This is a genomic window from Rheinheimera lutimaris, from assembly GCF_013283795.1.
Taxonomy (GTDB): domain Bacteria; phylum Pseudomonadota; class Gammaproteobacteria; order Enterobacterales; family Alteromonadaceae; genus Alishewanella; species Alishewanella lutimaris.
This window is the reverse complement of the sequence record NZ_JABSOD010000038.1, coordinates 1-11,688: the sequence shown is the minus strand read 5'-3', so window position 1 is coordinate 11,688 and position 11,688 is coordinate 1. Positions and strand designations below refer to the sequence as shown.

Genomic DNA, 11,688 nt, shown 5'->3' with positions numbered 1-11,688 from the left:
TCTAATTTACTGTCCGGAATTAGTTGACCACTACACTCTTTAGTAAATTCTTTCTTAGTCAAGCTATCTAAAGAAGTCCATGGATACTTTATAAAAGAAGCTAAAGTAGCGTATGTAAGTCTCATGCCATGTTCATACTGATAGCCTTCGCAAGTCGTTAAAATTCTAAATCCTTGAGCGTTACCTTCATAGTTCTCAAGATCTCCTTTATGTTGTGGGTCAAGGCTCTTAATGAAAATTTCACCTTTTCCTTTGAACCAAGCTCTAATAGCTTCTTCACCAGAGTGTCCAAAAGGAGGATTTCCGATATCGTGAGCAAGGCAGATAGCTTCTACTATATCTCCGATATCTGACGGTGTAATAGAATCTGGAAGTTGGCTATTCTGACTCAGTTTTTGCCCAACCCGAATACCAAGTGTTCGGCCCACACATGAAACTTCTAAACTATGAGTTAAACGATTGTGCACATGATCATTTGTTGCCAATGGATGAACTTGAGTTTTTTTTGCAAGACGTCTAAATGCTCCTGAGAATATTATCTTGTCGTGATCAGAATTAAAAGGTGTTCTACCATCCTCTGTCTTTGGCGGTTTATCTTTCAACCTCGATGTATTTAACAATGCATCCCATTTCATAACTGGTTGTGTCATCGAATATACCTTAGTAATTTTTCGTAAAAAATATTTTAATTATATGATTAAAAAATCAATATCATAATCCACAAAATTACCCCTTTTTGATAAAAGGTCAAGCAATTAAATAGATTGGAAAATGATAGTTTAAAATTAATAGAGTCAGTGCCATTGATATCGTGATAACCTTAAAAGCCCGCCTAAGTCAGGCTTTCAAAGTTAATAGTAATCACTCAGGCATATGCTACTTGCCGCGCAATCCTTCTCTTGCTAGCATCAGCATTCCACATTTCAGGGACGCCTTATGCGCTGGATGCGTTTTACTTTACCGCTATTACTGCTTATCTCCCCGCTGGCCTTTGGCCAAAAGCAATATACCGAGGGCGCGTGTTTGCTGTTGCAGCACCAGATGGTGCAGTTCTCCAATCAGCCGAATAGCCATAACTACCAAAGTGCGAAGCGCGAATTTGATAATCACTGCCAAAACCCGATACCTGCACCGGTAAAAGATTTGGTGCTGACCAATATTCCCGCTAAACCCGTTACGGTTGGCAGCGTTAAAAATACGGTAACCACCAAGCCGGTTAACGCAGCAGTTTGCAGCTTAGTAAAATATGCGCAAGTTATATGCGCATAAAATTTGCGCTATACTGCTGCTTATCAACTAACAGCGGAGCTTGAGTATGAACCAAACGACAAAAGCAGCTTGCAATACTTCGGTGGATGCAGCTTTGCTGGCAGAGGCTAAGTCACTCAACATTAGCCCGTCTGTGGTTTTAGAGCAGGCTTTACGTAAAGCGGTTAGCCAGGCTAAAGCTGAGTTGTGGCAGGCAGAAAATGCCGATGCGATAGCAGCCTATAACCAGCAAATTGCTGAACAGGGCACCTTTGCTGAGCGGCTGGGGCAGATATAGTGCTGCAGCAATTTAGCGTTGCTCGGATAGAGCAGCAGCGGGTTGTGGTGCTAACCAATACCTTGTTTCACAATATAGATGTTTTGCTGGTAGCGCTGATTAAACCGAAAACAACGGTTTCCTTGTTAACCCAGTTCCAAATACCCATCACCATCGAAGAACAAGCCTGTTATATCGACTTGCTGGATATTGCTTCTGTATCGGCCAAGCGTTTAAAAGCTACGGAAATCAACTTGCAAAGTTACCGCCAGCAAATTAAAGCAGGGCTTGATCTGCTGATAGACGGCTTCTAAGAAAATCATGTTTCACTGATACTGCTGGCATTCAAATACCAGCTGGCCCGAGGGATAGGGTTCAGCTTTATTACCATAATGCAGCAGTTCCAGCCTGCTGTGATGTTTGCCTGTGCCCGGGCTGAAGTATGATGCACTATAGGCTCTTACCGGCGCAGCCGGAGCTGGTGGCTGTACCTCCAGGTAAAAATCCAGAATATGCGGTATATCGGTAATATCGGTACGGTTAACGCTAACGATAAATGTATGGTCTTTTAGTATAAACAGTGGCTTGGCAGCAGGATTTGCTGCATCCAGTATTACTGTGCGTTCTTGTATGTCGTCCAGACTAAAACCGGGATAATCAAGCGGGATCAAGTTACAGCTAAGTTCCAGTTGTGTGAGGCTGGCGTTTGCAGTTGTGCTTAATAGGCCGAAAAGCGCAGTGAGCAGGATTTTGGACATAAAGCGGAGTCCTTACTGTAGGTGGTAAAGGTGGTGCGAGCCCCCGGGGGCAGGCCTTGAAAGTTGCGCTTGAGCTTTCAGGATAAAATTACAAGCGCTTACTAAAGTGGTGGTTCAAACAAGTGCCGGGTGGCTTGCATTTGCTGGTGTAATATCCGCAGCACAAATATTTCCTGCTGGCGGCTGCGGTAAAAAATGGCATGGCGCTGGTGATCATGACGGCGAACTCCTTCGCCAATATCCGTATGCTCTTGCCCCATCAGAGACGATTCAGACAACAGACCTAACACGTATTCCAGCTCTTTGGTGTAGGCATCGGCCTGGCGCACGCCAAAGTTAAGCAAGGTATATTCATAAATGCTGGCGAAGTCTGCTGCGGCAAGCTTCGACAGCTTATACATGGTGCTTTTGCTTCACCTTGTCGGCAATCTGGCTTAGGGTTAAATCACTTTCTCCGCTTTGTTCACCGGCGGCAACCGCCCGCCTTAGGGCTGCCATTTGGTTTTCCTGGCGCTCGAGTAAGCGCAGGGCTGAGCGCATTACTTCGCTGGTTGAGCCATAGCGGCCTGATTCAAGCAATTGACTGACAAAGTCATCAAGTTGTGGGCCTATGGTAACGCTGGTAGTTCTGGCCATAACTTAGCCTCTGTGTGAATAGTTCACACAAAGTGTAGCATCTACCCTGAACCAAGCCAAACTTAGTTGAACCGCACTTGCTGCAAATGTGGGTTGGCTACCGTTACTTCCGGCAGCGCGATAAATTCCGGCGTTCGGGTTAGTGAACTGGCCGGGCTTGATCTTGACCTAAGCTACAAGTTATTGCATAACATAATAGTTGTTAGCGCTTACATTTTGAGGTTTTATGCGTTTTTCCTATAGTAAACTGGGCTTTATTCCATTGGCGTTGATGTTGGTTTTAGCTGTGGGTTCAGCAGCGCTGCCTGTTGCAGCCGCGGATGTATGCAGGCAGGTGCCCGCAGGTTCAAGCCTGATGTACAAGCGGGATTATGCCGATAAAGTTCATGGTTTTTGGCTGGGGCTGAGTATCGGTAACTGGACTGGTCTGGTAACCGAAATGGATAAAATTGGCGGCGAGGGGCCGGCCGGTGTGTTTTATACACGCGACGATTGGCAAGCTGAAGATCAACCCAGCATTTGGGGGCAGGGTATTCCAAGCGAGTTATCAAAGACCATTGATTGGGTAGTGGCAGGCGAAGAAGACATTTGGGGCTCGGATGATGATAGCGATATTGAGTATATTTATCTGAAATTAATGCATGACACAAAGCAACCTTTGCTAAGCGCTGAGCAAGTTCGTAACGGCTGGTTATCGCATATTTATACTGATGCTGGCACACCATTCAAAACAGCTGATGGTAAGCCAGAGAATTTTTTATGGGTGTCGAATCAGCAAGCGTTTGATTTAATGCAGCAAGGGGTCCTGCCACCTTTTACCGGCATGCCAGCTTATAACCCGCACTACGATATGATTGATGCCCAGCTTACCACTGAAATGTTTGGTATTTTGGCGCCTTTTCGCCCGGATATTGCATCTGCGTTGGCGTATTTACCCATACGCACAACAGCTTACGGCGAAGCGGCAGATATCGCTAACTTTTATGTAGTGATGCACGCGCTGGCAGCCGGTATTGACACCAGTAAGCAGATTCAACCGCAGATAATACAGATTGCGCAAAAAGCCAGGGCTGAACTGCCGCCAAACCAATATCCGGCAAAGATGTTTGATTTTGTTTTATCGTTGTATCAATCGGGCATTCGTTGGGAAGAAGCCAGAGATAAGCTGTATCAGCGTTATCAGCTGCAGGAAGAAGATGGCTATGAGATAAGCCGTAAAAAGCTCTATTGCAATGGTTGTTTTGCAGCAGGAATAAACTTTGCTGCCAGCCTTGTGAGCTTGTTTTACGGTGAGGGCGATATGCTGGAGACCATTAAAATTGCTGTACTTGCCGGGTGGGATTCAGATAACCCTGCAGCGACATGGGGCGGGCTTTATGGTTTTATTCTCGGTAAGCGAGGGGTAGAGCATGCTTTTGGCAGACGTTTTTCAGCAAAATTTAATATTCACCGAACCCGTAAAGGTTTTGCCAACAATGGTATTGATGACTTTAACAATATGGCAAAAATGGCCACTGCTATTGTCGATCAGGTTGTGATACAGCACATGCAGCCAAAAGGTGTCGAAAAAGTAATGGCGGGCACACAATGCTGGCACATTCCTTTATATGTGCCGGCTACAGCTGGTGCATTGTGATTTAAGAAAGTGCTCCAAGGGTCGCATCTACCCTGGCTCAAGACAGACTTACTTAAACTGTACTTGCTGTAAATGCGGCTTAGCTACCGTTACTTCCGGCAGCACAGTGCCCTCCGGTAATGTCGTATTCCGATATCGTTTTTATCTTTTTTGAAAAGTATATATTTAATTAGATATCTATTTTGTTGGGGTTAAAACGGTTTTACTGGTTTTTGCTATCTTTTCTCTTGGTTAGCAAACATTCCTGTCGCTGCTGGTTATAGCGCGTGGTCAGGGCTTTGCCGCTAAGCACAGCACCTGAGCTTAGCGTCAGCTTTAGCGGATAATGGTACAGGCAGACAATTTCAATATAATCATGCAAGTCGCATTTAAGCTTACTGCTCTCCTAAGCAAATACCGTTACCGTTTGGCGGCTGATGGCGGCCAGTTTGCCATCGGGTTGCCATAGTTGAGCGGCAATATGATGATAACCATCGGCGCCGTATTCAATTTCGGCCAGATAGCGCCACCAGTCGGTGTTACTGAACGGCACATCATGCGCGATAAATTCCAGCGTCCAGGTTAGTGAACTGGCCGGTGCCGGCTGATTAAGCAGGGTAAGGCTAACCGGTGGCCAGGCGTCGACTAATGCCAGCAGCTCCAGCACACCGGCCTGGCTGCTCTCGCTTCCGGCCATGCGGATATCACCACCCAGTTGACGCAACGGGCTGGCGCTGAACGGCAGTTGGCCATGGCTAATGCGGTAATCAAAGTGAGTGGTAAACTCCGGTACCGGACCTTGTTTGGGCAGCGTCAGGGCGTTAGCGGCCGGCCACTGCGGCGCGGTGTCGGCATTAAGCTGATGGGCAGAGGGGCGCGGCGCACCAAAACTGGCCAGCAGCACCAGTGCCACCTGGCCGTCTTGTTCAATATCTACCTGCGCTTGTATCACCGACTTGCCCTGGCGCAAGATGCGCCGCTGCACTGCGGCCGGGCCGGCGTTTAACGGTGCAACAAAGGAGACCGACACTGAGCGCAGCGGCATATCTTGCGGGATAACCGGCAGTAAATGCGCCATAGCTAAGGCTGCAGCCATGCCGCCAAATACGGCGCGGCCCTGACCCCATGCCGGCGGCACTTCAATGGTCAGGCTGTCGGGCTTATTTGTGCCGAATTGTTGCATTACCTGAGAAAAATGCATGTTAAATACTCCGGTTGTGTTGTAAAGCGGCATTATATCAGCCCCGCAGCGGTTGTGATTAGTTAATAAAAGTGCCGCTGTCCGCCTTATAGCTTATCCTTGTGTTTTTATGTGGCTTTACAGCCGACCTGCGAAGAGGTAGCAACACAATGCTTAATGCCAAAGAATTATCAGCCCAAACCTGGTTGGAGCGTTTGGATAAATCTGCCTTTGCGCTGCCGCTGTTATTTGCGCTGTCCATGGCAGAAACGCTGATTATTCCCATCCCCATTGAAGCCATTTTAATTCCGTGGATGCTAAGCCAGTCGCGCCGGCGCTGGACTATTGCCACAGTAGCTTTAGCCGGCAATATTACGGCTGCGGCACTGGGATATTGGTTAGGCGCTTTGGCTATGGAGCAATGGGGCGATAGCTTAATTGAGCTGTTTGGCGGCATGCAGGCTTATGACAGCTTCGCTGAACAAATACGCAGTGACGGCTTTATGTCGATAGTGGCAGTGGGAATAACACCTACGCCGTTACAAATTGCGATGCTGGCAGCCGGTGCTACCGGCTATTCTTTCCTGCTGTTTTTACTTGCGGTTACGTTGTCGCGGGCGCTGCGTTATTACGGTTTGGTGCTGTTAGTGCATTTGGCCGGCGACGCGGCGCTGCGGCTGTGGAAGCGCTATTCGCGCCAGCTTGGTGCTGCGTTGCTGGCAGTAGCCGGCGCCTGGTTGTTATTTGCCTTTGTTATTTAGCCATGCTGCCGCTTATATCAACAGAAATTCAGTGCTGATGCAAAGCGGCAAAATGTCCCGGTTACTTTGCTGCTGTGGCATACTGCCGGCATAGAGAACAGCGCAGGAGGCAGCCTTGCCGATAACGAACACCACCGATCTCAGTGCCTTGTTGCAGCACATGTTAGCGCAGTGCCAGCCATTGTACCGCAGCGGCAAAGTGGCCGATTATATTCCGGCGCTGGCGCAGGTAGCACCGCAGCAGGCTGCAGTAGCTGTGGCTACGCTGGATGGCCGGCTGCACAGTGCCGGTGCGGCACAGCAGAGCTTTTCGTTGCAAAGTATTTCGAAAATTTTTGGTCTGGTGATGGCGATGAACCGGCTGGGCGATGAGCTGTGGCAGCGGGTAAATATGGAGCCCTCCGGTCAGCCGTTTAATTCTATCGTGCAGCTGGAGTGGGAGCAGGGGATACCTCGTAACCCGGTGATTAATGCCGGTGCCATAGTGGTGGCCGATGTGCTGGTTAGCCATTACTCGGCCAGCAAAACCGCCTTTTTAACCTTTTTACGCCGTTTAACCGCGGAAGAAGCCATTTATGCCGACCAGCAAGTGTATCTGTCTGAATTAGAACACGGCAACCGCAATGCAGCCCTGGCGTATCTGATGAAAAGTTTCGGCAATATTGAAGCGGAAGTGCCGCAAGTGCTGGAGCATTATTTTCACCAATGCGCTACGGCCATTAACTGTGAACAACTGGCACGCTCGTTATTGTTTTTAGCCAACCGCGGTGTACAGCCGCACAGTAACGAGCAAGTTTGCAGCCGGCGCGATGCACACCGCGTAAATGCTATTTTATCTACCAGTGGTATGTATGATCAGTCCGGTGAGTTTGCTTTTAAAGTCGGCCTGCCGGCCAAAAGCGGTGTTGGTGGCGCTATAGTGGCGATAGTGCCGCAATTTGGCGTAATAACCGCATGGAGCCCGCCGTTAAACCGCTTTGGCAACTCGGTGGTGGCCATGCAGTTAATTCAGCAATTGGCCGATGAACTGGGGTTGTCGCTGTTTTAACCGGCAGCACTGAAGCAAAGCTGTCCGGTAACTGCGTCCTGTGCAGTATCTGCCTCGGCGGCTTCATTAAACAACTGCTGAGCCAGCACTTTACCCAGCTCGACATAGTCGTGTTGCAGGGTATCGTAGGTGGTTCTGGCATCGATGTAGTAGGGCGCACGTTTGCCGTTAAAGTGAATAACATCGCCGATTTGCTGAAAGTGAATACCGATACGCTTTAATACTCTGGCTAAAGCCGGTTCAATCATTACAAAGACGTGATGACGTTTCGACTGCAGGCTCATCAGCATAGCAACCAGATACAATGATACTGCCACAGCACTGCGGCACTGGCTTTCGCGGGTGTTAACGCTGGCAATAGGCCCGGTTGACATCACGCTTTGCTTACAGCGGATTTCTGCCGGTACTGCAAGGCGGGAAATTTCACAAATGTGGCGGCGGTCAAAATTATGCGGTGTTAACACCGGATTGGTGATGCAATGGCCGAAATGCTGCTCTATCGGCAGTAACTCGTCTTTGGAGGCGGAGGTAATTAACCTTACCGTGCCGGCCAGTTTATCTTTGTTAGAGTGCCGGATAGCGGCGTGTAAAGCGCGGTTGTCAAAACTGTCTTGCTCCAACTTGTTATCGCGACAGGCTTCAAACGCCATTTCTTCGCAATATACCTTGTGGCGTAAACGAAAAATATCGCGTTGCTGTGCTGCGCTGCGTGCCAGGCTGGCTTGAAAAAAATGCGGAAAATACTGTAATGCTGTTTCGGCCCGGTCAACGGGCCGGTACGCCGGCTCCAGCCATGGGATAAAAGCAGTATTTGTTACTGCACAAAGCAAAGTCATCGCGCGCCCCAAAAGGTTAATGCCACCGTTATTGTCAGGTAGTCATATGTAAATTGTGTGAAAGCTATGCCTGAAAACACCAATTCCGGGGGTATATACGCAGTCAGTTCCGTTGCAAAACCACAGGCAGGAATTACTATGCGTTTGATTAGCGCTTACGTCAAACCTGAAAAAGGCTTAAAAGCGCCGTTTTACGGGGTTTCAGCGCTAAATGGATGATTTTAATACAAGAAAAAAACTTTACTTTTTAACGACTGTAATTAAATGTTATTCAGCGGTTATTCAGTTGTCGCCTGAGCAAAACAGCGAATGTATGCGGCAGCGCTTAAATTTAGCGGCTGGCACATTGCTCAAGTTGTTGAATATCTTGCTGAACCTGCCGTGCCAGCGCTCTTAACTGAATTAAGCGCTCGTTGCTGAGTGAAATTTGGCAGCGTAGTGCCGGCATTACGGCTGCAACCTCGTTTTCCAGCGCTTTGCCGGTAACAGTTAATACGACTTTCTTTACCCGTTCATCCTGTGCAGACGCCAGCCGTTTTAGCCAGCCTTTGCTTTCCAGCTTTTTTACCAGCGGCGTTAAGGTGCCCGAGTCGAACAGGGTTTTACTGCCAAGCTCACCCAGGCTGATATCATCCTGTTGCCATAAGGCTAACAGTACTACGTATTGCGGGTAGGTTAAGTCGAACGGTTGCAGTAATGGCCGGTACAGCCGCACCACAGCGTTTGAGGCACTGTACAGCGCAAAGCACAGTTGATCTTCCAGCGGTAAGGTTTTGTTCATCTGTATTCTTCCGGCAATTTTAGCCAAGTGTACCAAAGTTAACCGGCTGCGTTATAGCACCGGAAATTATATTTCAGGCAATAAAGTTATATGCAAATATCTTGCATGCAAGGTTAATTGTATCTATTATGCAGGTGTTCGCTAACGGCAACTAACCTTAACTGAGGAAATAACCATGGATATTCTTTATAAAGCAGTAGTAACGTCAACCGGCGGCCGTGATGGTGCAGCTAAATCTAACGATGGCTTATTAGACGTTAAGCTGTCAGCACCGAAAGAGCTGGGTGGTGCTGGTGGTGCTACTAACCCTGAGCAGTTATTTGCTGCCGGTTATTCGGCCTGTTTTATCGGCGCAATGAAGTTTGTTGCCGGTGCCGCAAAAATCAGCCTGCCATCTGACCTTAGCCTGCGAGCTGAAGTGGGTATCGGTAAGATAGAGGGCGGTTTTGGCCTGGACGTGGATTTATTCGTTAGCCTGCCAGGCATGGATAAAGCCGCGGCAGACGATTTAGTGGCAAAAGCGCACCAGGTGTGCCCGTATTCAAACGCCACCCGCGGTAATGTCGACGTACGTTTACACGTAAGCGTGTAAGCTAAGCGCAGAAAAACAAAAGGCCAGCATTTCTGCTGGCCTGTTGCTATTTGGTGGAGCTGGCGGGAGTTGAACCCGCGTCCGAAAAACCTACATCTTCGGTACTACATGCTTAGCACATTCATTTAGTTAACCCTATGAGCGCCGAATGGCAGGCTATCGTCGGGCGAGCCTGATTGGTTTTAACGTGTTGTCTCCAGGCGAAGACGCGACGCGATTCTGTTAGGGGTGATCTTCCAGAGTCTCAGCTTACAGACATGCGTGAGGGGAAGAGCTATCTACTGCCTATTAAGCAGCGATTGCGTATGTTTCGTCGTTTGCGACTAGTTTTTTGCGGTTTTTTTACGAGGCCTACCGCACCTCGGCATGCACCTAGGAGTTCGTGAATCCCGTCGAATCCAGAATCAGCCCCGAATTCTGTATGGAACACTTACACACCATAGTGTTTGGCTATTGTACGCAGCTGAGGCTTGTTACACAAGCAAGCATTGCACCTTCACCGTTTTTTAATGTCGCACAGCTTAGATGGGGCTGCACGACAAAAAGTTCAAGCCGTGATTTAACGCTTAGAGTGCTTCATCATGCGTTCTTTTTCGCGTGACCAGTCTCTGTCTTTAATATCGTCACGCTTATCAAAGGTCTTTTTACCTTTGGCCAGGTGGAATTCCAGTTTTACCCAACAGGCTTTCCAGTACATCGCAGTGGCGACCAGGGTAAAACCTTCACGCTCTTTTAAGCCAACCAGTTTATCCAGCTCACGTTTGTGCAGCAGCAACTTGCGGCTGCGCTCCGGGTCGCATACCACATGGCTGGAGGCACTGTTCAGCGGTTGAATTTGTGCGCCAAGCAAGAATGCTTCGCCATTGTGTAAGATGACGTAAGAGTCAGACAGGTTAACTTTACCCTCACGGATACTTTTTAACTCCCAGCCCTGCAGCGCCATACCGGCTTCATAGCGGTCTTCCAGAAAGTACTCGTGCCGTGCTTTTCTGTTTTGCGCTATGGTGCCGTTTTTGTTTTTACTAACTTGTTTTTTACTCATAATTGGTTATTTGTCGCAGCTCTGTTTTATTGGTCAGCGATGGCTCAAGCCTTGTTGCAGCGCGTTATTCTGTTACAATCGGCGGCGGATTTAAAGGGGATAGAGTATGCCACAAATTGAGCGCAGTGCGTTGGTTTTTTACAGTGCGCAGCAGATGTTTGACTTAGTCAACGCCGTACCTGACTACCCGCAATTTCTGCCCGGTTGCAGCTCTGCCAGTATAGTCAGTCAGTCTGAAACAGAGATGGTGGCATCACTTACGGTTTCCAAGGCCGGTATCGGTCATACTTTTACTACCCGCAATACTTTGTATGCTAATCAGCGTATTGCCATGCAACTGGTTGACGGCCCGTTTAAGCAGTTGCACGGTGGTTGGGAATTTCAGCCGCTAAGTGAGACAGCCTGTAAGGTTATTTTGAAGCTGGAGTTTGAATTTTCCAGCAAGCTTATTCAGTTTGCCTTTGGCAAAATTTTCGCAGAGTTAACGGCATCAATGGTGAATGCGTTTACGCATCGGGCAAAACAGGTGTACGGAGTTAATCATGGCTGAACAAATCACGGTAGAGGTAGCCTATGCCCGGCCGGAGCGCCAAAGTTTATTAACCTTGTCGGTCGGCCTAAACTGCACGGTGCAGGAAGCGATTGAGCAGTCGGGCATTTTGCAGCAATTCCCCGACATTGACCTTAACGTGCAAAAGGTGGGGATCTGGAGCCGGCCGGTAAAACCGGACGAGCCGCTAAAAGCCGGTGACAGAATTGAAATTTACCGGCCGCTGATTGCGGATCCGAAAGATTTACGCCGCCGCCGCGCCGAAAAAGCCAAAGAAGAGGGCCGTGCAGATAAAGTAACCGGTGGCCGGCCACACGAAGTAAAAAGCGCTACAGAGTAAAAATCCACCTCCATAGGAGGTGGC

General features: G+C 48.6%; 18 protein-coding genes and 1 other RNA gene. 9 read left to right on the top strand and 10 right to left on the bottom strand.

Going from position 1 to position 11,688, the window contains the following annotated elements; all coding sequences use genetic code 11:
* Positions 1 to 650: dGTP triphosphohydrolase (gene dgt / locus HRH59_RS18965; protein ID WP_218573561.1), on the bottom strand; the 650-nt coding region annotated here is incomplete at its 3' end.
* Between the two features lie 286 nt (positions 651 to 936).
* Between dgt and HRH59_RS18960 the strand changes: the two genes are divergently transcribed.
* Genes HRH59_RS18960 through HRH59_RS18950 form a run of 3 tightly spaced genes read left to right on the top strand, consistent with a single transcriptional unit; the run spans position 937 to position 1,839 of the window.
* Complete coding sequence (locus HRH59_RS18960) at positions 937 to 1,269, top strand: hypothetical protein (RefSeq protein ID WP_173502830.1); 333 nt, start codon at positions 937 to 939, stop codon at positions 1,267 to 1,269.
* A gap of 46 nt (positions 1,270 to 1,315) precedes the next feature.
* The gene (locus HRH59_RS18955) at positions 1,316 to 1,546 is read left to right on the top strand and encodes a type II toxin-antitoxin system CcdA family antitoxin (RefSeq protein ID WP_173502829.1); all 231 of its coding nucleotides are present in this window, start codon (positions 1,316 to 1,318) and stop codon (positions 1,544 to 1,546) included.
* A complete protein-coding gene (locus tag HRH59_RS18950) occupies positions 1,546 to 1,839 on the top strand; it encodes a CcdB family protein (RefSeq protein ID WP_173502828.1) in 294 nt (97 codons plus the stop codon). The genes HRH59_RS18955 and HRH59_RS18950 overlap by 1 nt, the downstream gene beginning before the upstream one ends.
* Before the next feature lie 12 nt (positions 1,840 to 1,851).
* Here the strand turns inward: HRH59_RS18950 and HRH59_RS18945 are convergent, their stop codons facing one another.
* From HRH59_RS18945 to HRH59_RS18935, 3 genes are all read right to left on the bottom strand, one after another.
* The gene (locus HRH59_RS18945; protein WP_173502827.1) at positions 1,852 to 2,283 is read right to left on the bottom strand and encodes a hypothetical protein; all 432 of its coding nucleotides are present in this window, start codon (positions 2,281 to 2,283) and stop codon (positions 1,852 to 1,854) included.
* Positions 2,284 to 2,384: 101 nt separating this feature from the next.
* Complete coding sequence (locus HRH59_RS18940) at positions 2,385 to 2,684, bottom strand: type II toxin-antitoxin system RelE/ParE family toxin (RefSeq protein ID WP_173502826.1); 300 nt, start codon at positions 2,682 to 2,684, stop codon at positions 2,385 to 2,387.
* Positions 2,677 to 2,919, bottom strand: coding sequence for a type II toxin-antitoxin system ParD family antitoxin (locus tag HRH59_RS18935; RefSeq protein ID WP_173502825.1), 243 nt, complete (start codon positions 2,917 to 2,919; stop codon positions 2,677 to 2,679). The genes HRH59_RS18940 and HRH59_RS18935 overlap by 8 nt, the downstream gene beginning before the upstream one ends.
* 355 nt (positions 2,920 to 3,274) lie before the next feature.
* Here HRH59_RS18935 and HRH59_RS18930 point away from each other — a divergent pair, with 355 nt between their 5' ends.
* Entirely contained in the window at positions 3,275 to 4,555 is a 1,281-nt protein-coding gene (locus HRH59_RS18930; RefSeq protein WP_218573560.1) for an ADP-ribosylglycohydrolase family protein, read from the top strand.
* A gap of 202 nt (positions 4,556 to 4,757) precedes the next feature.
* On the opposite strand, the gene HRH59_RS18925 is transcribed toward HRH59_RS18930, so the two are convergent.
* Together HRH59_RS18925 and HRH59_RS18920 are read right to left on the bottom strand one after the other, a co-directional pair.
* Positions 4,758 to 4,916 (bottom strand): Rho-binding antiterminator, encoded by a 159-nt coding sequence (locus HRH59_RS18925; RefSeq protein ID WP_173502824.1) that lies wholly within the window; start codon positions 4,914 to 4,916, stop codon positions 4,758 to 4,760.
* Positions 4,917 to 4,940: 24 nt separating this feature from the next.
* Positions 4,941 to 5,735, bottom strand: a complete 795-nt coding sequence (locus tag HRH59_RS18920) for an acyl-CoA thioesterase (protein ID WP_173502823.1) — start codon at positions 5,733 to 5,735, stop codon at positions 4,941 to 4,943.
* Between the two features lie 149 nt (positions 5,736 to 5,884).
* Between HRH59_RS18920 and HRH59_RS18915 the strand changes: the two genes are divergently transcribed.
* Both HRH59_RS18915 and glsB read left to right on the top strand, forming a co-directional pair.
* Entirely contained in the window at positions 5,885 to 6,475 is a 591-nt protein-coding gene (locus HRH59_RS18915) for a YqaA family protein (protein ID WP_173502822.1), read from the top strand.
* 115 nt (positions 6,476 to 6,590) lie between these two features.
* Positions 6,591 to 7,523, top strand: a complete 933-nt coding sequence (gene glsB / locus HRH59_RS18910) for a glutaminase B (protein WP_231702571.1) — start codon at positions 6,591 to 6,593, stop codon at positions 7,521 to 7,523.
* On the opposite strand, the gene HRH59_RS18905 is transcribed toward glsB, so the two are convergent.
* A complete protein-coding gene (locus tag HRH59_RS18905) occupies positions 7,520 to 8,359 on the bottom strand; it encodes a PEP-CTERM/exosortase system-associated acyltransferase (RefSeq protein ID WP_173502821.1) in 840 nt (279 codons plus the stop codon). The two genes, glsB and HRH59_RS18905, sit on opposite strands and share 4 nt — an antisense overlap.
* Positions 8,360 to 8,690: 331 nt before the next feature.
* A complete protein-coding gene (locus HRH59_RS18900; protein ID WP_173502820.1) occupies positions 8,691 to 9,140 on the bottom strand; it encodes a MarR family winged helix-turn-helix transcriptional regulator in 450 nt (149 codons plus the stop codon).
* Positions 9,141 to 9,315: 175 nt separating this feature from the next.
* Between HRH59_RS18900 and HRH59_RS18895 the strand changes: the two genes are divergently transcribed.
* The gene (locus tag HRH59_RS18895) at positions 9,316 to 9,732 is read left to right on the top strand and encodes an organic hydroperoxide resistance protein (protein WP_173502819.1); all 417 of its coding nucleotides are present in this window, start codon (positions 9,316 to 9,318) and stop codon (positions 9,730 to 9,732) included.
* Positions 9,733 to 9,783: 51 nt separating this feature from the next.
* On the opposite strand, the gene ssrA is transcribed toward HRH59_RS18895, so the two are convergent.
* Positions 9,784 to 10,144, bottom strand: a transfer-messenger RNA (tmRNA) gene (gene ssrA, locus HRH59_RS18890).
* Between the two features lie 147 nt (positions 10,145 to 10,291).
* Positions 10,292 to 10,774: an SsrA-binding protein SmpB gene (gene smpB / locus HRH59_RS18885; protein ID WP_173502818.1), complete on the bottom strand. Its 483-nt coding sequence runs from the start codon at positions 10,772 to 10,774 to the stop codon at positions 10,292 to 10,294.
* A 106-nt stretch (positions 10,775 to 10,880) separates the two neighbouring features.
* On the opposite strand from smpB, the gene HRH59_RS18880 reads away from it, so the two are divergent.
* Both HRH59_RS18880 and HRH59_RS18875 read left to right on the top strand, forming a co-directional pair.
* Complete coding sequence (locus HRH59_RS18880; RefSeq protein ID WP_173502817.1) at positions 10,881 to 11,324, top strand: type II toxin-antitoxin system RatA family toxin; 444 nt, start codon at positions 10,881 to 10,883, stop codon at positions 11,322 to 11,324.
* Positions 11,317 to 11,664 (top strand): RnfH family protein, encoded by a 348-nt coding sequence (locus tag HRH59_RS18875; protein ID WP_173502816.1) that lies wholly within the window; start codon positions 11,317 to 11,319, stop codon positions 11,662 to 11,664. Before HRH59_RS18880 ends, HRH59_RS18875 begins: the two co-directional genes overlap by 8 nt.
* Positions 11,665 to 11,688: the final 24 nt, after the last annotated feature.